Below are 18,622 nucleotides of genomic sequence, written 5' to 3' on the forward strand. Positions count from 1 at the left end.
GACGACGGAGGGGGACCGTCATGATCGAGGTCAAGAGTCTCGACAAGCCGGACGAGCGCCGCGACTTCCCGAGGGGGCATCTGGAGGTGCTCGAGATGAGCGGCCTCAGCTTCGGCGTGGCCACGTTCGAGCCGGGATGGCGCTGGTCGGAGTCGGTCAAGCCGATCGCCGGCACCGAGTCCTGCCAGGTGCACCACAACGGGCTCGTGGTCCACGGCCGGCTGGCCATCAAGATGGACGAGGGCATGGAGACGGAGGTCGGCCCGGGAGAGCTCTTCGTCTGCCCGCCCGGACACGACGCCTGGGTCGTCGGTGACGAGCAGGTGCTCGTCTACGACTTCGCGGGCGGCGCCGCCGACTACGCCAAGGCGAAGGGGGACTGAGGACACGGGAGACGCGGGGCCCGCGGGCCTCGCGTCCGCATGCCGCTGTTCGCGGCGCCGCTGGCGGCGCGCCGCCGCGGGGGCGTCACGGCAGCCGGGTGACCAGGATCCCGTCGTCGTCGCTCCACAGCTCGGCGCCCGGGTGGAAGGTGACGCCGCCGAACGACACCGGCACGTCACGCTCGCCCACGCCGTCCTTGGCGCTCTTGCGCGGGTTGGAGCCCAGCGCCTTGACGCCCAGGTCCAGCTCGCGCAGCGCCGCCACGTCGCGCACCGCGCCGTTGATCACCACCCCGGCCCAGCCTCCGGCCACCGCGGACCCCGCGATCACGTCGCCCATCAGCGCCGTGCGCACCGACCCGCCGCCGTCGACCACCAGCACCCGCCCCTCGCCGGGCTCCGCCAGGGCCGCCTTGACCAGGGCGTTGTCCTGGTGACACCGCACCGTCGCGATCCGGCCGTGGAAGGCGCGGCGTCCTCCGTACTGGCGCAGTTGCAGGTCGCACGAGTCGAGCTCGTCGCCGCGCTCGTCGTACAGGTCGGCGGTGCTGACGGTCATGATGGCCCCTTCGGCGGTCCGGGACGGCGTGTCGATCAACGCTACAGCCAGGTCAGGCGGCGTCCCGACCTCGGTGGTCGTGCGGCGGCGCGGCCAGGTCGGCGCCGCGCGCCGGGTGGTACGGGTCCGCGGCGGAGTGCAGGCCGGCGGTCTGGATCACGCGGCTGACGTCGGTCGGCGTCAGCAGGCCCACCAGCCGGCCGCCGGGGTCCAGCACCACGGCGCGCCCGTCGGCGCAGCCCGCCATCCGGGGCAGCAGGTCCACCAGCGGCTCCTCCGGCGTGGCCGCGGGCACCTCGCCCGGCGGGCAGGCGATCTCGGCCAGGCGGGTGGCCGCCCGCGCCACCGGCGGCACCTGCCGGACGCGGTTGAGCGTGACCAGCCCCGCGAAGCCGCCGTCCCGGTCCACCAGCGGGTACGTGGACAGGCGGCGGCTGAGCACCACCTCCTCGATCAGCCCGGCCACGGTCTCGTCCGGACGCGCCACGACCGGGTCGCCGGACATCACGTCGCCGACCCGTACCCCGTGCAGCGCGGACCCCAGCCGCGCCTGCTGCTCCTCGGCGCTGGCGGCGTTGACCAGGAACAGGCCGATCAGGGCCAGCCAGAGGCCGTTGAAGCTCGCGCCGAACACGATCTGCGCGAAGCCGATCGCGATCAGCGCGTACCCGAACACCCGGCCGGCGCGGGAGGCGGCGACGGCGGCCCGGCCGCGGTCGCCCCACCGCCACCACAGCGCGGCGCGCAGCACCCGGCCGCCGTCCAGCGGCGCGGCCGGGATCAGGTTGAAGACGGCCAGCAGCACGTTCACGGCGGCCAGGTAGACGAACAGGCCCACGACGAGCGGCGGGCCCCCGAGAGCCCGGACCAGCGCCGCCACCGCCCCGAACACCAGGCCGGCCGCCACGCTCGTCAGCGGCCCCACCACCGCGATCCGCAGGTCGGCGCGCGGGCTCCGGGGCTCGCCGCGCAGCTCCGCCAGCCCGCCGAGCAGCCACAGCGTGATCCGCGCCACCTCGATGCCGTGCCGCCTGGCCATCAGCGCGTGGGCCACCTCGTGCGCCAGCAGGGAGGCCATGAACAGCAGCGCGGCCACCACCCCGGCCGTCAGGTAGGCGGCGACCGGCAGGTCGGGGAAGGCGAGCGGGAACCGGCCGAAGGCCAGCCCGAACACCAGGATGGCGACGATGACCAGCACGCTGATGTTCATCCCGACCTGGATCCCGTAGATCCGGCCGAGCGGGATCGTCGAGCGCATCTTCCCTCCAGGGATCCGTCGTCCCGTCCCGCTACCCACGCAGCCGCGGGCGACGCCCGAGGCCCGCCGGGCCGGTTTCGGCCGGGTGGACCCAGGGCAGTGCGCTCGGATGACAAGACGACGCTTCTCCCTACGCGGATTCTCCCTACGTGACAGCACGCCCGCCCTGCTCACCCGCGGCTACGCCTGGCTGCCGGACCTGCGGCGACGGGCCCGGGGTGACGTGGTGACCCGGGTGCTGGGCAGCCGGGCCACCGGTCTGCGCGGGCCGGAGGCGGTGCGGTTCTTCTACGACGAGCGCCACGTGCGGCGGCACGACGCGCTCCCCGAGCCGGTCAAGGGCACCCTGCTCGGCAAGGACACCGTCCACTCCCTCGACGGCCCCGCCCACCGGGCCCGCAAGGGCCTGTTCCTGTCCGTGCTGGCCGATCCCGACTCCATCGGCCGTCTGGTCCGGCACGTCGGCGACGCCTGGGACGAGACGGTGGCGACCTGGCCGGGACGCTCGCCCGTGGTGCTCTTCGACGAGGCCGCCGAGATCATCGCCAGGGGCGTGTGCCGCTGGGCGGGCGTGCCCGTCGCCGAGGCCGGCGTGAAGGCCGTCGCGGCCGACATGGTGGCCATGGTCGACGGCTTCGCCACGCTCGGGCCGCGCCACTGGCGGGCCAGGCGCGCCCGGGGCCGCCGTGAACGGTGGCTCACCCGGCTGTTCGAGGACGTCCGCGCGGGCTCGGTCAGCCTGCCCGCCGGATCACCGGCGGACCTGGTCGAGCGGCACCGCGACGCGGCCGGGCAGCCGCTGCCGCCGCAGGTCGCCGCGGTCGAGCTGCTCAACTTCATCCGCCCGACCGTCGCCGTCGCCTGGTTCGTCGCCTTCGCCGGTCATGCGCTGCACCGCCGGCCGGAGACCAGGCAGGCGCTGCGCGACGGCGACCACGCCTACGCCGAGGCGTTCGCGCAGGAGGTCAGGCGCTTCTACCCGTTCGCGCCGTTCGTCGGCGGGCGGGCGGTGAGCGACCTGACGTGGCGCGGCACCGTCATCCCGGAAGGCTCGCTCGTCCTGCTCGACCTGTACGGCCAGAACCACGACGCGACCCTGTGGCGGAACCCCTACAGCTTCGACCCCGGCCGGTTCGTCGGCGCGACCGTCGGCCGCGACGACCTGGTGCCGCAGGGCGGCGGCGACCCGCACACCGGTCACCGCTGCCCCGGCGAGGCGGTCACCGTCGCGCTGCTGCAGGACCTGTCGGTGCGGCTGGCGGCCCTGGAGTACACGGTGCCGCCGCAGGACCTGACGATCTCGCTGCGGCGCATCCCCGCCCGGCCGCGCAGCGGCGTCGTCCTCGAAGGCGTGCGGGTGCCCGCTCAGGTCAGCTCCACCACGACGGGCGCGTGATCCGACGGGCCCTTGCCCTTGCGCGCCTCACGGTCCACGTAGGCCGAACGCACCCGTTCGGCGACGCCCGCGGCGGCGTACACCAGGTCGATGCGCATCCCCATGTCCTTGTGGAACATGCCCGCCCGGTAGTCCCAGTACGTGAACGGGTGCGGCCCCTTCATCGGCGTGGGCACCACGTCCCTGAGCCCGAGCGCGCGCAGCCCGGCCAGCGCCTCCCGCTCGGCCGGCGTCACGTGGGTGGACCCGGCGAACACGGCCGGGTCCCACACGTCGGCGTCCGTCGGCGCGACGTTGAAGTCGCCGCACGCCACCACCGCCCGTCCGGCCCGCAGCTCGGCCCGCACCGCCTCGCCGAACGCCGCGAACCAGGCCAGCTTGTAGGCGTAGTGGGGGGAGCCGAGGGCCCGCCCGTTGGGCGCGTAGATCGACCACATCCGCAGCCCGCCGCAGGTCGCCCCGACGGCCCGGGGTTCCGGCGTGGCCGTGACCGTGCCCCGCGCCGAGTCGAACCCCGGCTCGCCGGGGAACCCGGCCGACACCTCCTCCAGCCCCACCCGGGACAGCAGCGCCACCCCGTTCCACCGGCCGTCGCCGTGGGCGGCCGTCGCGTACCCGAGCGCGGCCACCTCCTCGGCGGGGAAGGCGTCCGCCGGGCACTTCGTCTCCTGCAGGCAGACGACGTCCGGCTCCTTCTCGGCCAGCCAGCCGAGCAGCCGCGGCAGCCGGGCCTTCACCGAGTTCACGTTCCACGTCGCCAGGCGCATGGCCCCAGCTTGTCAGAGCATCACCGGCGCTTCGCCTGATTGTGGGGCCTCGCCACGCCGTGTCCGTCGGTGCCTTGATCGTGCGAATGCGCACCTCGTAGCCTCTTTTCCGCGGGGGGCGCACGTGTTCGGCCGGGGGGGCCTTCATGACATGGATGCACAGCGGGGTGGCGGTGACGGTGGTGGCCGTCCTGGCCGCGTCCGCCTCGACGGTCCCGGCGGCGGCCGCGCCGCGGTGGCGCTGTCCGCTGATCTTCGGCCACGGCGGCTATCCGAAGGACCCGGGCGCCACCCGCAAGGACCGCATCCGCCAGGCCAACAACCCCAGCGCCGTCAGGGACCTGCGGCGCGCGGGCTCCGACGGCGTCGAGGCCGACGTCCAGCTCACCAGGAACGGCACCAAGGCCGTCATGTGGCACAACACCACGACCAACGGCCTGACCGGCCGCCCGCGTGCGATCACCGACCTGTGGTGGAGCAACGGCCCCGACAGCCTCAAGAACCGGCGGATCGCGCGCGGCCCGTACCGGGGCGAGCGGGTCTACACGCTGAACGAGTGGCTGTCGTACGCGGCGTCGACGCGTACGGTCGCGCTGCTGGAGATCAAGGCGGAGGCCCGGCGCATCCTGGCCGGCAGGCACGCCGCGGCCGGATGGCGGGAGATCTCCGGCCCGATCCTGAAGCGGCGGAACGCCCAGCCGATCATGGTCTACTCGCGGGACGCGTGGATCCAGCATGAGCTGGCCCGGCGACTCCCGTCGCTGCTCAAGGGCTCGCACGCGCGCTGGACCGACAGCGTCGTGTGGGACGAGCCGCCGCCCGGCTGGACGGGCAACGTGAGCCGCTGGCAGAGCATACTCAAGCTCCGCCCGCTCAGCGTCATGACCAACTATCCGGGGCAGTACCGCCGCTGGATGGCCGGGCGCTGCCGCTGACGGCTACCGGACCGGGCTGAAGTCCTTCAGCTCGCGCACGGCGCGGTCCATGTCGTCGGCGGTGCCGAGGTTCAGCAGCTTGGTGTAGAGGATGTCGCCCGCGGCGGCGCCCCGGCGGATGGCCAGCGCGCGGGCGGTCATCCGCGCCTGGATCTCCTTGACGATCACCTGCGGGTCGCCGCGCCAGCCGTACTCGGACAGGAACAGCCGCAGCCGCCTGGGCCGGGCGTCGAACGCGGTGAAGCCCTCAGCGGCGGCCACGTGCCGCGAGTGCAGCGGCACCCAGCTCAGCGCCATCCACGCCACGTCCGACTCCACCGAGACCGGGCCGGCGAAGTCCCAGTCGAAGAACCCGGTCAGGCGGCCGTCGTGCCAGGCGGCGTTGAACGCGCTGGCGTCGTTGTGCGCGATGATCAGGCCGGGCCGCCAGCGGCCGCCGCCGCGCCAGACGGTGTCGGCGGGCGGCCGGAAGCCGGCCACGGCCGCGTGGTAGTCGCGCAGCCACCGGGCCACCTGCCGCAGCGCGTCCTCGGTGCGGGTCCACTCCGGCCAGACCTGGCACGTGCCCAGCGTCTCGCCTTCGAGGAAGGTGAGGACCTCGCGCCCCTGGTCGTCGACGCCGAGCACGCGCGGCGCGCCGTCGAAGCCGGCGCGCTCCAGGTGTCTCAGCAGCTCGTGGACGGCCGGGGTCCACGCTCTGACGGCCCTCCGCACCGTCGCGCCGATGCGGACCGCGCCCCCGTCGTTGCCTCCCTCGAGGCGAGTTTCCGCCACTCACCCACCTGCCTCTGGGAACGGGAACGACTCAACCCAGGCTCTCAACAGGCACGGCATTCTCCAAGACGAAGAACTGCCAACAAAGGACCTGTGTCCACATGTGGACATGAGAAAAGACCAGATAGGGAGCGCATCAGCTTATACGCCGTTTTTTTGGTCTTTACAAGATATTGTCAGAGTATCCGGCCGGTGCTACCTCTTGCGGATGCGGGTGAAACCGCGCGTCCCGGGCACCACAGGAGGCAACCGTGCCGACCACATCCTGGTTACGCACCACCGTGATCGCAGCCGCCACCGCGGCGTTAGTCCTGCCCCTCGCCACGCCGGCCATGAGCGCGCAGACCGCGTCCGCCGGCAACGACCCCATCGTCCACGACTTCCAGGCCGAGCAGCACGGCAAGCCCGACGTCGACAACCGGCAGGGAACGGTCCCGCCGCCCGTCGGGGCCGACGCGCGGACCGCCGCGCCCCAGGCCACCATCCGATGGAACGCTCTCGGCACCCCGGCCGTCGTCACCGCCGCCCAGCCGCTCGCCGAGGGCCTCGGCGCCGACCCCGAGCAGGCCGCGCGCGCGTACCTCAAGAGCAACGAGCGGCTGTTCGGCCTGTCCGCCGAGGCGGTCGACGCGCTGGAGAAGGTCGCCGTGAACCCGATCGGCGACGGCCACGCCGTGCTGCTGCGCCAGCGGTTCGGCGACCTGCCCGCCGGGGTGGACGGCATGGTCGCCGTCGGCGTGCGCGACGGCGCCGTACGGCACGTCACCTCGACGCTGTCGCGCGAGACCGCCGCGCCGCCGGCCGCCGCGATCGACGAGCAGCGGGCGCTGGAGCTCGCCGCCAGGGACGGCGGCGTCGACCTGGCCACCGCCGTCACCAAGCGGGTCACCAAGGTCGCGGTGCCGGCCCCCGACGGCGTGCACAGCGCCTACGAGGTGGTCCTGATCGGCGGCGGCGACGGTGAGCCGGCCGCGTACACCACGCACGTGGACGCGGTCAGCGGCCAGATCCTGGTCCGCGAGAACCTCGTCGACCACCACCACGACCCGGACAACCCGAAGTGGGACGTGTTCCCGGCCAACCCGCCGGGGGACTACTCCACCCGCGACACCCGCGAGACCTGGTGCCACGAGGGCGAGCGCGGCTGCGACCACGTCCCCGGCGGCGACCCGGCGACGGGCCTGGCCTGGGACGTGGACCACGCCACCGGCCAGCCCACCGGCACCAGCATCGGCAACGCCGCGCGCACGTACGAGAACCGCGCCAGCGGCGACCCGTTCACGGTCGGCACCCGCAGCAACGTGCTCACGCCGAGCCGGAACTACCAGTACCCGTGGCGCAACACCTGGTTCAACGCCAGGTGCAACCCGGCCGTGTTCGACCAGCCGGGTGAGGCCGACCTCGAGGCCGCCATCGCCAACCTGCACGTGCAGCACAACCGCATGCACGACTGGTCCTACCGCCTCGGCTTCACCGAGACCGCCTGGAACATGCAGCAGGACAACGGCGACCGCGGCGGGCTCGGCGGCGACCCCGAACTGGGCAACGCCCAGGCCGGCGCCCGCGACCTGACCGTGCGCGACAACGCCAACCAGATCACCGGCCCCGACGGGGTCGCGCCGATCACCAACATGTACCTGTGGCAGCCGATCGCGGGCGCGTTCTACGCGCCGTGCGTCGACGGCGACTACGACATGTCGGTCATCGGGCACGAGTACAGCCACGCGATCTCCGGCCGCATGATCGGCGGCCCCAACGCCGGCTGGAGCGGCGCCCAGGCGGGCGCCATGAACGAGAGCACCTCCGACCTGTTCGCCATGGAGTACCTGTTCGAGTACGGCTTCCGCCCCGCGGGCGACACCCGGTACGTGACCGGCGGGTACGTCACCGGCGACAAGGCACGCGGCATCCGCAACTACGACATGTCCAAGTCGCCGCTGAACTACAGCGACATCGCCTACGACCTGGTGGGCCAGCAGGTGCACGCCGACGGCGAGATCTGGACGGCCACCCAGTTCGACGTGCGCGCGGCGTTCGTCAAGCGGTACGGCGACGGCACCGCGAAGCAGCAGCGGGAGTGCGCCGACGGCAAGCGGCCGGTGGACAGGTGCCCCGGCAACCGGCGCTGGGCGCAGCTCTCGTTCGACGCGCTGCTGCTCATGGCCTCCGGCGCGGTCAGCTACGTCGACCACCGCGACGCGCTGCTCGCCGCCGACGCCATCCGCTTCGGCGGCAGGAACCAGGACATCATGTGGCGCGCGTTCGCCCAGCACGGCCTGGGCGAGGGGGCGGCCAGCAACGGTCCCAACGACCCCGACCCGACGCCGAGCTTCGTCGACCCGGAGGGCCGCAACGGCTCGCTGAGGATGAAGCCGCTGGGCGAGGCCGGGGACGCGGCGCTGCGGCTGTACGTGGGCGACTACGAGGGCCGCGTGGTGCCGGTCGCCGACACCGACCCGGCCACCGAGCTCGGCGACACCGTCGAGATGACGCCCGGCGTGTACGACTTCGTGGTCACCGGCAACGGCTTCGGGCACACCAGGCTCAAGGGCGTGGTGGCGCCGGGGGTCACCCTGCCGCTCCCGCTGGCCCTGACCCGCAACCACGCCTCCGCCACGGCGGGCGCCACGGCCGCGGGCGACGGCGTCAACCACGCCAGGCTCATCGACGAGACCGAGGCCACGAACTGGGCCTCGCTCACCGGCGCCCCGGCCGGCAAGTCGGTGACCGTGGACCTGGCGGGCGACCGGCCCGTCAAGATCCGCAGGGTCCAGGTGAGCGCCATGCTCAGGCCCAACGTCAACGACCCGGCCGACCCCGGCGGGCAGAACCGCTTCTCGGCGCTGCGCTCGTTCGAGGTGCTGGCGTGCTCCGGGGACTGCGCGGACCCGGCCCGGTTCAGGAAGATCTACACCAGCCGGTCGGACGCCTTCGACACGGCGCTGCCCCGGCCCCGCGGAGCCGACCTGCTCATCAAGTCGTTCCGCGTGCCCGCGACCGACGCCACCCACCTGATGGTCCGCGCGCTGACCACCCAGTGCACGGGCAACCCGCTGTACGCGGGCGAGCAGGACGCGGATCCCAACTCGGCGACCGACTGCGGCACGGCCAGCCCGGCCCGCGATCAGGTCAGGGCCGCCGAGTTCCAGGCGTTCTCGCACTGACCCCCGGCTCGCACTGACCCCCGGCTCGCACTGACCGCCGGCTCGCACTGACCGCCGGTCCCCGCGGTCCGCGTCCTGCGCGGGCCGCGGGGACCACCCTCGTGCCCCCTCTTGGGCGACTTGGGCGTTCGATGACGGTTTGGCATGGATTGAGCGTCGCTATCATCACACCCCTTGTGGCGAGGGGAGATCTGATCGTTATCTACGCGAGTCGCACTACATCCGTGGAGGCCCCGTGCGCTTACTCGTCTCCCTGGCGGCCGTCGCCGTATCCGCCGCGCTCCTGACACCAGGAGTGGCCGTCGCCGAACCTGTCCAGCAGCCCACGCCGCCGTCCCGCGACTTCGGCAACGGGCCGGAGCGCAACGAGGAGGCCGCGGGAGCCGGCGAGCAGGTCACCGCGCTGCGCGCCGCGCCCGAGGAGTCCGCCGGGACCGCCGGGTCCGCCCGCCCCGCTCCAGGCCACGACCGCGGCTACCCGCGGCGGACCACGCTGCCGGTGCCCGCGCAGAACCCCGCCGACGCCGCCATCAAGCTCGGCCTCGTCCCGTACCACGGGATCGCCCCCAAGCTCAACGACCTGCAACGGCGCAGTGACCGGGTGAGCGCGGAGATCACCGGCCGCAGCCACAACGGCCACGACCTGTACCTGGTGACCGTCACCGCGCCCGAGAGCCGCGCCGAGGCGCGCGAGCAGGACCGGATCCGCGAGCGCATCCTCGACGACCCGGCCGGGGCGGCCCGCGACCGGTCGCTCCCGAGGAAGTACAAGGCGCCGATCTTCATCAACGGCAACATCCACGGCAACGAGTGGGAGGGCACCGACGCTGCGCTGCGGGTCATCGAGGAGCTCGCCACCAGCACCGACCCCGCCGTCGCCGCCCTGCTCAAGCGGACCCGCCTGTACTTCAACGTGACGGCCAACCCCGACGGCCGGATCGCCGGCACCCGGCAGAACGGCGCCGGGTTCGACCTGAACCGCGACTTCGTCACCGCCTCCCAGCCGGAGACGAGGGCGATGCGCCAGATCATGATCGACAAGCAGCCGGTGGCCATGCTCGACCTGCACGGGTACGTCAACGGCACGCTCGTCGAGCCCACCACCCCGCCGCACGGCGCGAACTACGAGTACGACCTGTTCATCACCAACACCTACGCCAACGGCCTGGGCATCGAGGCGGCCATCCTGGCGCTCGGCTACACGCCGGAGAAGGACGGGGTGTTCCCGCCGCAGATCCCGTTCCGGGACTCGGCCGAGGGCTGGGACGACTGGCCGCCGATCTTCACCCCGCAGTACGCGCCGTTCCAGGGCGCGGTCGCCACGCACACGATCGAGTTCCCGATGCGGGTGAACGGCGCCGACTACACCAACCAGCCCGTCGAAGAGCTGCGCCGCCGCTCGGCCATCAACGTCGACATCGCCGCCGCCGCCGTCAGGGCCACCTACGGCTTCGTCGACTCCCGGCACGACCGGATCATCGCCGACCAGATCGAGGTGTTCCGGCGCGGCGCGGCGGGCGAGCCGGCCAAGGAGGTGCCGCTCGGCATCGTGCCCGGGTTCGGGCCCGAGGACGTCTACACCACCACCTACCCGCGCGCGTACGTCATCCCCGAAGGCGACGGGCAGCGCTCGGCCACCGCGGCGGCCCGCCTGGTGGACCACCTGGTCGCCAACGACGTCCGGGTGACACGGGCGAAGCTGCCCTTCCGGGCCGGCGGGAAGCTCTACCCGGCCGGCTCGTACGTGGTCGACATGCGCCAGCCCAAGCGCGGCCTGGCCAACGTGATGCTGGAGCCGGGGCACGACATCTCCCCGCGGGTGGACGCCATGTACGACATCTCCGGCTGGAGCCACGCCCTGCTCTGGGGCGCCACCGTGGACACCGTCACCTCCGGCTCGCCGCACGTGCTCGGCGTGCCGGTCGTCGCGGCCGCCCCCACCGGGTCCGTGCCGAAGGGCCGCGGGCCGCTGGCGCTGGCCGTACGCGACGCCAAGGAGGTGCGCGCGGTCAACGACCTGCTCGACCGGGGCGTGCAGCTGACCTGGGCGGACGGATCGGCGATCGTCCCGGACAGCGCCAGGGACGCCGCCAGGGCCGTGGCCGGACGGTACGGCGTGACCTTCACCAAGGCCCGCTCGGCATCCGGCGCCCCGCTGGCGCCGGTCCGCGTCGCGGCCGCCGTCTCCGCCGACGAGCTGTTCACGCTGCGGGAGCTGGGCTTCGCCGTCACCCCGGTCTCCACCGCGGTGCTCAACGCCGGCTTCGACTGGAGCGGCACCGACGTGCTGGCCGTCTCCAGCGGGCTCAGCTACACCGCGCTCAACCCGCAGGCCAGGGCCGCGCTCGACGCGTTCCTGACCACGGGCGGCGTGGTCACCCGCGGCGGCACCGGCGCGGCCTTCAACGCCGCCGCCGGGCTGCTCACCGCCACATCCGTGGCCGGCCGGAGCGACGCCAACGGCGTCGTGCGGGTGACGAACGGCGACGGCCAGGTGGCCGGCGACGGACCGGCCCACGCGTTCGTGTACTCGCCGCGCTGGTTCACCGGCCTCGGGCCCGAGGTCACGGTCGAGCAGTCGTACGCGACCGACGGCCCGCTCGTGTCCGGCCACTGGCGTCCCAACCCGGACGGCACCGGCGGACCGGACGCGGCCAGGGGCCAGGCCGCCGTGGTGAGCGGGCGGGACGAGCGGGGCGCGGCGGTGGTGCTCTTCGGCACCGAGCCGCTGTTCCGCAACCACCCGAAGGGCCTGTTCCCGCAGGTCGCCCGGGCGCTCTACTGGTCGGCCGCGGTCACCGGCAGCCCGGTGACCACCCCGTAGCCGGCCTGGGCCGGCGGTCCCCGCTTGGGGCCGCCGGCCTTCGTCCGCGACGCCCCGGATCCCGTACGCGCGTTGATCGTCCCCGCGCAGGCCGGTTCCCGAGGGGCTGGCGTAGAATGGAGCGATGTTCTGTTGCGTCAGGGACGGCGTCGCGCGGGTCGCGCGCGTCGCGCCGGAGAGAGACGGATGAGGCTCACACTCGGCTCCCGGACGTTCGGCGAGGCGCCGCTGCTGATGGCGATCGTCAACCGCACCCCCGACTCCTTCTACGACCGCGGCGCCACCTTCGCCCGCGAGGAGGCGCTGCGCCGGGTCGACCAGGTCGTGGCCGAAGGGGCCGACATCGTCGACATCGGCGGGGTGAAGGCCGCGCCCGGCGTCGAGGTGGACGTGCGTGAGGAGATCGAGCGCACCGCCCCGTTCGTGGCCGAGGTGCGCGAACGCCACCCCGACCTGGTGATCAGCGTCGACACCTGGCGGCACGAGGTCGGCCGCGAGGTCTGCCGCGCCGGAGCCGACCTGCTCAACGACGCCTGGGGCGGGGCCGACCCCAAACTGGCCGAGGTGGCCGCCGAGTTCGGGGCGGGACTGGTGTGCGCCCACACCGGCGGCGTCGAACCGCGCACGCGGCCCCACCGGGTGGAGTACGCCGACGTGGTGGCCGACGTGATCGAGCGGACCGTGGCGCTGGCCGAACGGGCCGTCGCCGCCGGGGTGCCGCGCGAGCGCGTGCTCATCGACCCGGCCCACGACTTCGGCAAGAACACCTGGCACTCCCTGGAGGTGACCCGGCGCGTCGACGAGCTGGTGGCCACCGGCTGGCCCGTGCTGGTGTCGCTGTCCAACAAGGACTTCGTCGGCGAGTCGCTCGACCTGCCCGTGGGCGAGCGGCTGATGGGCACGCTCGCGGTGACCGCGCTCTGCGCCTGGCAGGGGGCGCTGGTGTTCCGCGCGCACAACGTGCCGGAGACGCGGCAGGTGCTCGACATGGTCGCGGTGACCCGAGGCGTCCGGCCGCCCGCGCGCACCGTGCGGGGGCTCGCGTGATCGTCGCGGCGGCGACCGTCCCCGGCGCGCCGCTGCTGCTGCCCGGCGTCACCGGCGGTCCCGTACGGGAGGCCGAGCGGGCGCGCGAGGCGATGGCCGCCGCCGTCACCGCGCTGCTCGGCCAGGGGGCGGAGGAGATCGTCGTCGTGGGCGGCGCGTCCGCCACCCGGCCGTTCCCCGCCGACGCGTCGGGCCCCGAGTCCCGGCTCGCACCCACCCCGCCCGCCCGACCCCGGAGACCCGAGGAAAGCGCCGCGCCGGGGTCCCGGGCGGCCGACCGGGCCCGTGCGGCGGCGCCGGGGTCGCGGAGGGTCGGTGCGGACGACGTCCTTCCGGTCTCGCTGGCCGTCGGGCGATCCCTGCTGGCGGGGTGCCCGGTGCCGTGGACGCTCCAGGGCGTCGGCGGCGACGAGCCGCGCGACCGTTGTCTTGAGCTCGGCCGCGAGCTGGGCGCAGGCGAGCGGCCTGTGGGGCTGCTCGTGGTCGCCGACGGCAGCGCCCGGCGCGGCGAGAAGGCGCCCGGCTACGTCGACCCGTACGCGATCGACCTCGACGCCCGGATCGGCGCCGCGCTCGCGGCGGCCGACCCCGGGGCGCTGCTGACCCTGGACCCGGCCGGCTGCGAGCGCGCCATGGTCGCCGGGCGCGCCGCCTGGCAGGTCATGGCCGCCGCCTGCGCAGACGGGACGTGGCGCTCCCGGGTCCTGTACGAGGAGGACCCGTTCGGCGTCGCCTACTGGGTCGTCACCTGGACCTGACCACGCCCCGCCTCGCGGCGGTGGCCAGGTCGTCACCTGGACCTGACCACGCCCCGCCTCGCGGCGCCTGCCGGGCCGTGACCTGGACCTGACCACCGCCCGGCTCGCGGCGGTGGTCGGTGCGGTCAGTGGGTGGCCGCGTGCTGGGCCGCCGATTCCCAGGTGCGCAGGTACGATTCCGCCCCGGCGGCCATGTCCTCGACGATCTCCGGGCCGGCGATGATCCGCATGTCCTCGATCCAGTCGGGCACCAGGCCGTAGTTCGCGACGCCGTCCACGTTGACGTCCCACACCCGCTGGCCGGTCTGCTGGCGGTCCAGGGTGACGCCGTTGAGTGACGTGAACGGGTAGCTCACCGGGTTCCCGGCGTTGCCGGCCCGGGGCCCGGGCAGCTGGCCGATGCCGTTGGCGTCCAGCCCGTACCCGTAACCCGGCACCTGGTGGGCGTCGCGGAGCGGCTCGGTGCGCCGCCACTCGTCCACGAAGTGCTCGGCGTCGTGGCCGTACTGCGCGACCATGCCGCCGAGCGCGTAGATGCGCTCCAGGTAGCGCGGGTCGGTCCAGCTGTGGGAGGAGATGACGCCCGGGTAGCCGGCGGCTTCGAGCAGGTCGAGCGTGCTGTCGGCGGCCTTGACGCTCATGTGGTCGACCTCGATCATCATGCCGCGCCGCATCATGCCCTCGACCATGTGCCGGCCGAGCGCGGTCAGGCCGCGGGTGTTGCAGTGCGGGGCCGGGGGATAGGCGGGCAGCGAGACGCCCGGCGGCAGCAGGCGGGCGATCTGGTCGGGCAGCACGCCCGCCGGGTCGATGGTGTTGTCGTGCTCGGCCGTCGTGCAGGTGCGGGCCTGCCAGAAGGAGCCGGTGCCGAGCAGGTTGCCGACGTTCACGATCACGCCCTGGGTGCCGGAGTCGAACCGCACCCCGCACAGCGCGTTGTCGTACTTGTGGCAGACGAACATGCTGCGCACGCCCAGCGCGTACATCTCGTCCAGGCCGCGGTCGATCTGGGCCCGGGTGCAGCGGGGGATGCCGAGGATCTGGCGGCAGCCGAACGGCTCGGACGTCTCCACGCCGAGCACCACGGCCAGCTTGCCCGCCTCGATCACCTGCCGCGCCTGTGCGGTGTTGTCGACGATCCGGAACCAGCCCCGGCCGGGACCGCCGTGCTCGGCGTCGATGTGGTCCTGCATCTGGCGGGCGCGCTGGGCCTGCAGCCTGATCGAGTCCATCTCGTCGCAGCCGTGGCGGCGCAGCGGGTAGATGGCGCACAGCTGGCGGTTGGCCACCAGGTGGTTGACCAGCACCCGCAGCCCGCCGCGCCAGGCCCGCTCCACCCAGGTGTAGTAGGCCTGCTGGTGGGTCAGCGAGTCGTGCGCCGGCCAGTCGCGGAACGTGGGCCAACCGATGGGGTCGTGGGTGCCGGTGGGCGAGCCGGTGCGGGTGAAGTTCTCGAACCAGGCCAGCTCGCCGTTGGGGTAGTGGTCGGGGCAGTCGCGCAGCGCGGCGGCGATGCCGTCGGGGTCGAACGGCTTGCCGCAGATGAGCATGCCGCCGAACGCCTCGTACGAGAACAGGTGGCTGTGGGCGTCGACGAATCCGCGCGCCTCGGCGGCGGCAGCGGCGGCACCCGCAGCGGCGCTCGCAGTGGCGCTCGTGGTGGCGCTCGTGGTGACCGTCGTGGCGGCGGTCACGGGCTTCGCGGTGGCGGGCGCCGCGCTCTGCGCGACCAGGGAGCCGGCCAGGAGGGCGAGGGCCGAGGCGGCGCGGGCGAGGGATCTGAGGCTCTTCACGGACACCTCACTTGTCGGGGGTGTCCTCAGCATCCGACGTCCTGCCGGACCCGGCAAGGCCCAAACGTGAGCTGCTCTCATCACCCTGGGCGCACTGCGGGTCCGGCGTAGGAATCACCCGGCGACGCCGCGGGCTACTCCACGGAGCCGTAGACGGGCGCGCCCGTCCAGGCGTAGGTCAGGTAGACCACCCCCGCCTCGGTGACGGTGGACCCGGTGAGCTTCAGCCCGGCCGGCACCGTGCCCTCGGCGAACAGCCGCTTGCCCTCGCCCAGCACGACGGGGAACACCAGCAGGCGGTACTCGTCGACCAGCTCGGCCCGCTGCAGGGCGTGGATGAGGCCGGTGCTGCCCTGGGTCATGATCTCGCCGTCGGTGCGCCGCTTGAGTTCGGCGACCGTCTGGGCCGCCTCGCCCGTCAGCACCTCGGTGTTGTTCCACGTGGCCGTCATCGGCGACCGGGTGGCGACGTACTTCGGCATGCCGTTGATCCGCTCGCCGCCCTCCTCGTCCGAGACGTGTGGCCAGTGCGCGGAGAGGATGTCGTACGACCTGCGGCCCAGCAGCATGCCGCTCGCCTGGTCGAGCTGGGTGCCCATGATCTGGCCGAACGTCTCGTCCACGTGCGGCGCCAGCCACCCTCCTTGCTTGAAGCCGTTGTCGTCGTCCTCGCCCGGCCCGCCGGGCGCCTGCATGACACCGTCCAACGACACGAAAGCGGAAACCACCAGCTTGCCGGCCATCTCGTACTCCTTCTCGACGGGCGGCGGGCCGGGAGCGGCCCGCCGTTCTCATGTCCCAGCATGCGGGCACCCTCTTACGGGACGCTTCACGTTTCCTTCAGGGCCGCCCCAAGGCGCGGGACCGCCGCGTCCACCTCGGTGTGCCGGCCGCCTGCACCCGCAGGACGCGGAAGACCCGGTTTTCCCGCGGGGCGGACCCGCGTCACGTCCAGGGCGGGCCGTCGAGCCGCTCCCCGTTGGCCAGCGCGGTGAACAGCCGCTCCCACAGCGGCATCACCACCTCCGGCGAGTAGCTCCTGGCGGTCTCCGCCGCGGCGGTGCCCAGCCGCCGCCGGGTGTCGAGGTCGCCCATCAGCCGCGACAGCTCCGCGCCCAGCGCCGCCGGGTCGCGCGGCGGCACCAGCACGCCGTCCACGCCGTTCGTCAGCACGTCCGCCGGGCCCGTCGGGCAGTCGAAGGCCACCACGGGCAGCGCGTGGCCCATCGCCTCGATCATCGCCATCGGCAGGCCCTCGATGCGGGAGCTGAGCGCGTAGATCGACGCCGCGGCCATCTCCTCGTGGATCTTCTCGGTGCGGCCCATCAGCCGGAACCGGCCGGTCAGGCCCGCCTCCTCGATGCGCTCGCGCAGCTTGTCCTCGGACGGGCCGGTGCCGAAGACCCGCACCTCCCAGTCCGGGTGCTCGCCCGCGATCGAGGCGAACGCCTGGATGAGGTAGTCGAAGCCCTTCTGCCGCACCAGCCGGCCGACGGCGATCACGACCGGGGCCGTGTGGTCGGAGGGCTCGCGCCCGGCCATCGGGATCCCGTTCGGGATGCGGACGACGGGGGTGCCGGGAAGCGCGGCGACGTACTCGGCCCGGCTGGTCTCGGTCAGCACCACCACCGCGTCGAAGCGGCTGTAGTGGCGGCTGATCTGCTCGCGTACCGGCTTGCGGTACGAGCCCAGGTTCATGTGGTCCTGCGCCACCCGGATCACGCCGGAGGTGGCGCGGCGGGCGGCGATGAGGTTCAGCGCCGGGCGGGTGGTCACCAGGATGCCGTCGCTCAGCGGGGAGACGTACTCGATGACCGCGCGCTCGACGCGCTCGGTGAAGTAACCGGCGGCGAACTCGCCCGCGGGCACGATCTTGCCCCGCGCCCGGCGCCACACCTTGCGGACCAGCGAGTCCTCCTCGACCGCCGATCGCTGGTCCACCAGCGCCCACACCTTCACCCTCGCGTCGATGGCGAACTGGGGCTTGGTCCGGCGGCGGACCACGCTGACGATCTCCACGTCGTGACCCGCCGCCGCCATCGCGTTCGCCTGGTTGACGACGGTGCGGATGGTCCCGCCCATGCCGTAGGCGTGCAACAGCATGTACCGGATCTTCATGTCTTTCGTCTCCGAGCCATGTCAGCCGGGTGGCGTCCCGGGCCGTCCCGTTATGTGGACAGAGGCTAATGCCTCAGGCTGGGAGTTCACTGGCAACTCGGGTAAGGCCGGAGGTCAGATCGCGCGGCGCAGCAGGGTCCAGGCCCGCGCGGCCACGGCCGCCAGGTCGGTCGCCGGGGTCCGCTTCAGCATCCCGGCCAGCATGCCGATGACGAGCAGGAGGTCGCCGGTCGTGACGTCGGCGCGCACGGCGCCGTCCCGCCTGGCCTGGTCGAGTTTGGCCGCCAGCAGCCCGGTCACCCGGTGCCGCACGGCCGCCATGCGCTCGTCGGCCGAGGTCACCATGTCGAGGAACGCGACGGAGGCGACGGTCTGCTCGATGATCCGCGCGAACAGGTCGTCGAGCGTGGTCGCCGGCTCGGCGGCGAGCGACTCCAGCTCGGCGACGTTCCCCTCGAACACGGCCAGCGCCAGGCTCGCCCGGTCGGGGAAGTGACGGTAGAGGCTGCCCTGCCCGACACCGGCCCGTCGCGCGACCGCGCTGAGCGGGGCGTCGAACCCGGTCGTCGCGAACAGCTCGCGGGCCGCTGTGACGAGCGCCGCCCGGTTCGCGGCCGCCGCGCTGGGCCCTCTGTTGGCTTTCCGTACGTGCGCCACGCGTCAACGGTAGCCAGCGGACAGTAATGTCCGAGGTCGTGCGCGCGAAACTGTCCCCTGAAGGACACCCGGACGCACGGGCGCCGGCGTGGGAGGGGTCAGGGCGAGCCCGACGGGAGCGGGGAGCGCGGAGGGCGCTGGACCGGGCAGGGTCAGGGGGAGCGCGACGAGGAGCGGGGAGCGCCGAGG

At 73.5% G+C, this 18,622-nt stretch carries 15 protein-coding genes; 7 read left to right on the forward strand and 8 right to left on the reverse strand.

Annotated elements, in window-relative coordinates; all coding sequences use genetic code 11:
- Positions 1–20 precede the first annotated feature (20 nt).
- A complete protein-coding gene (locus OUY22_RS08910; protein WP_270154349.1) occupies positions 21–383 on the forward strand; it encodes a cupin domain-containing protein in 363 nt (120 codons plus the stop codon).
- 85 nt (positions 384–468) lie between these two features.
- Here OUY22_RS08910 and rraA read toward each other — a convergent pair whose 3' ends face one another.
- Both rraA and OUY22_RS08920 read right to left on the reverse strand, forming a co-directional pair.
- Positions 469–942: a ribonuclease E activity regulator RraA gene (gene rraA / locus OUY22_RS08915; protein WP_270154350.1), complete on the reverse strand. Its 474-nt coding sequence runs from the start codon at positions 940–942 to the stop codon at positions 469–471.
- Between the two features lie 52 nt (positions 943–994).
- The gene (locus OUY22_RS08920) at positions 995–2,200 is read right to left on the reverse strand and encodes a site-2 protease family protein (protein WP_270154351.1); all 1,206 of its coding nucleotides are present in this window, start codon (positions 2,198–2,200) and stop codon (positions 995–997) included.
- Between the two features lie 109 nt (positions 2,201–2,309).
- On the opposite strand from OUY22_RS08920, the gene OUY22_RS08925 reads away from it, so the two are divergent.
- Positions 2,310–3,596, forward strand: coding sequence for a cytochrome P450 (locus OUY22_RS08925; RefSeq protein WP_270154352.1), 1,287 nt, complete (start codon positions 2,310–2,312; stop codon positions 3,594–3,596).
- Here the strand turns inward: OUY22_RS08925 and OUY22_RS08930 are convergent.
- Positions 3,566–4,363: an exodeoxyribonuclease III gene (locus OUY22_RS08930; RefSeq protein WP_270154353.1), complete on the reverse strand. Its 798-nt coding sequence runs from the start codon at positions 4,361–4,363 to the stop codon at positions 3,566–3,568. The genes OUY22_RS08925 and OUY22_RS08930 overlap by 31 nt on opposite strands.
- Before the next feature lie 146 nt (positions 4,364–4,509).
- Between OUY22_RS08930 and OUY22_RS08935 the strand changes: the two genes are divergently transcribed.
- Positions 4,510–5,298 carry a glycerophosphodiester phosphodiesterase gene (locus OUY22_RS08935; protein WP_270154354.1) on the forward strand — a complete coding sequence of 263 codons (789 nt, stop codon included), beginning with the start codon at positions 4,510–4,512 and terminating at the stop codon, positions 5,296–5,298.
- 3 nt (positions 5,299–5,301) lie between these two features.
- Here the strand turns inward: OUY22_RS08935 and OUY22_RS08940 are convergent, their stop codons facing one another.
- A complete protein-coding gene (locus OUY22_RS08940; RefSeq protein ID WP_270154355.1) occupies positions 5,302–6,072 on the reverse strand; it encodes a phosphotransferase in 771 nt (256 codons plus the stop codon).
- 251 nt (positions 6,073–6,323) lie between these two features.
- Between OUY22_RS08940 and OUY22_RS08945 the strand changes: the two genes are divergently transcribed.
- The 4 genes from OUY22_RS08945 to OUY22_RS08960 all read left to right on the forward strand — a co-directional run bounded on the left by OUY22_RS08945 (position 6,324) and on the right by OUY22_RS08960 (position 13,865).
- On the forward strand, positions 6,324–9,236 hold the full coding sequence (locus OUY22_RS08945; RefSeq protein WP_270154356.1) for a M36 family metallopeptidase: 2,913 nt from the start codon (positions 6,324–6,326) through the stop codon (positions 9,234–9,236).
- A 235-nt stretch (positions 9,237–9,471) separates the two neighbouring features.
- On the forward strand, positions 9,472–12,060 hold the full coding sequence (locus OUY22_RS08950) for a M14 family zinc carboxypeptidase (protein ID WP_270154357.1): 2,589 nt from the start codon (positions 9,472–9,474) through the stop codon (positions 12,058–12,060).
- A gap of 186 nt (positions 12,061–12,246) precedes the next feature.
- Positions 12,247–13,107, forward strand: a complete 861-nt coding sequence (gene folP / locus OUY22_RS08955) for a dihydropteroate synthase (protein WP_270154358.1) — start codon at positions 12,247–12,249, stop codon at positions 13,105–13,107.
- Positions 13,104–13,865: a class III extradiol ring-cleavage dioxygenase family protein gene (locus OUY22_RS08960; protein WP_270154359.1), complete on the forward strand. Its 762-nt coding sequence runs from the start codon at positions 13,104–13,106 to the stop codon at positions 13,863–13,865. Before folP ends, OUY22_RS08960 begins: the two co-directional genes overlap by 4 nt.
- A gap of 125 nt (positions 13,866–13,990) precedes the next feature.
- On the opposite strand, the gene OUY22_RS08965 is transcribed toward OUY22_RS08960, so the two are convergent.
- From OUY22_RS08965 to OUY22_RS08980, 4 genes are all read right to left on the reverse strand, one after another.
- Positions 13,991–15,658 carry an amidohydrolase family protein gene (locus tag OUY22_RS08965; RefSeq protein WP_270154360.1) on the reverse strand — a complete coding sequence of 556 codons (1,668 nt, stop codon included), beginning with the start codon at positions 15,656–15,658 and terminating at the stop codon, positions 13,991–13,993.
- A gap of 134 nt (positions 15,659–15,792) precedes the next feature.
- Positions 15,793–16,401 carry a dihydrofolate reductase family protein gene (locus OUY22_RS08970; RefSeq protein ID WP_270154361.1) on the reverse strand — a complete coding sequence of 203 codons (609 nt, stop codon included), beginning with the start codon at positions 16,399–16,401 and terminating at the stop codon, positions 15,793–15,795.
- Positions 16,402–16,603: 202 nt separating this feature from the next.
- Positions 16,604–17,776 carry a glycosyltransferase family 4 protein gene (locus OUY22_RS08975; protein WP_270154362.1) on the reverse strand — a complete coding sequence of 391 codons (1,173 nt, stop codon included), beginning with the start codon at positions 17,774–17,776 and terminating at the stop codon, positions 16,604–16,606.
- Positions 17,777–17,890: 114 nt separating this feature from the next.
- Positions 17,891–18,433, reverse strand: coding sequence for a TetR/AcrR family transcriptional regulator (locus tag OUY22_RS08980; protein WP_270154363.1), 543 nt, complete (start codon positions 18,431–18,433; stop codon positions 17,891–17,893).
- Between the last annotated feature and the right edge of the window lie 189 nt (positions 18,434–18,622).

The sequence above is a fragment of the Nonomuraea corallina genome (assembly GCF_027620315.1).
In the GTDB taxonomy this organism is placed as follows: Bacteria; Actinomycetota; Actinomycetes; order Streptosporangiales; family Streptosporangiaceae; genus Nonomuraea; species Nonomuraea corallina.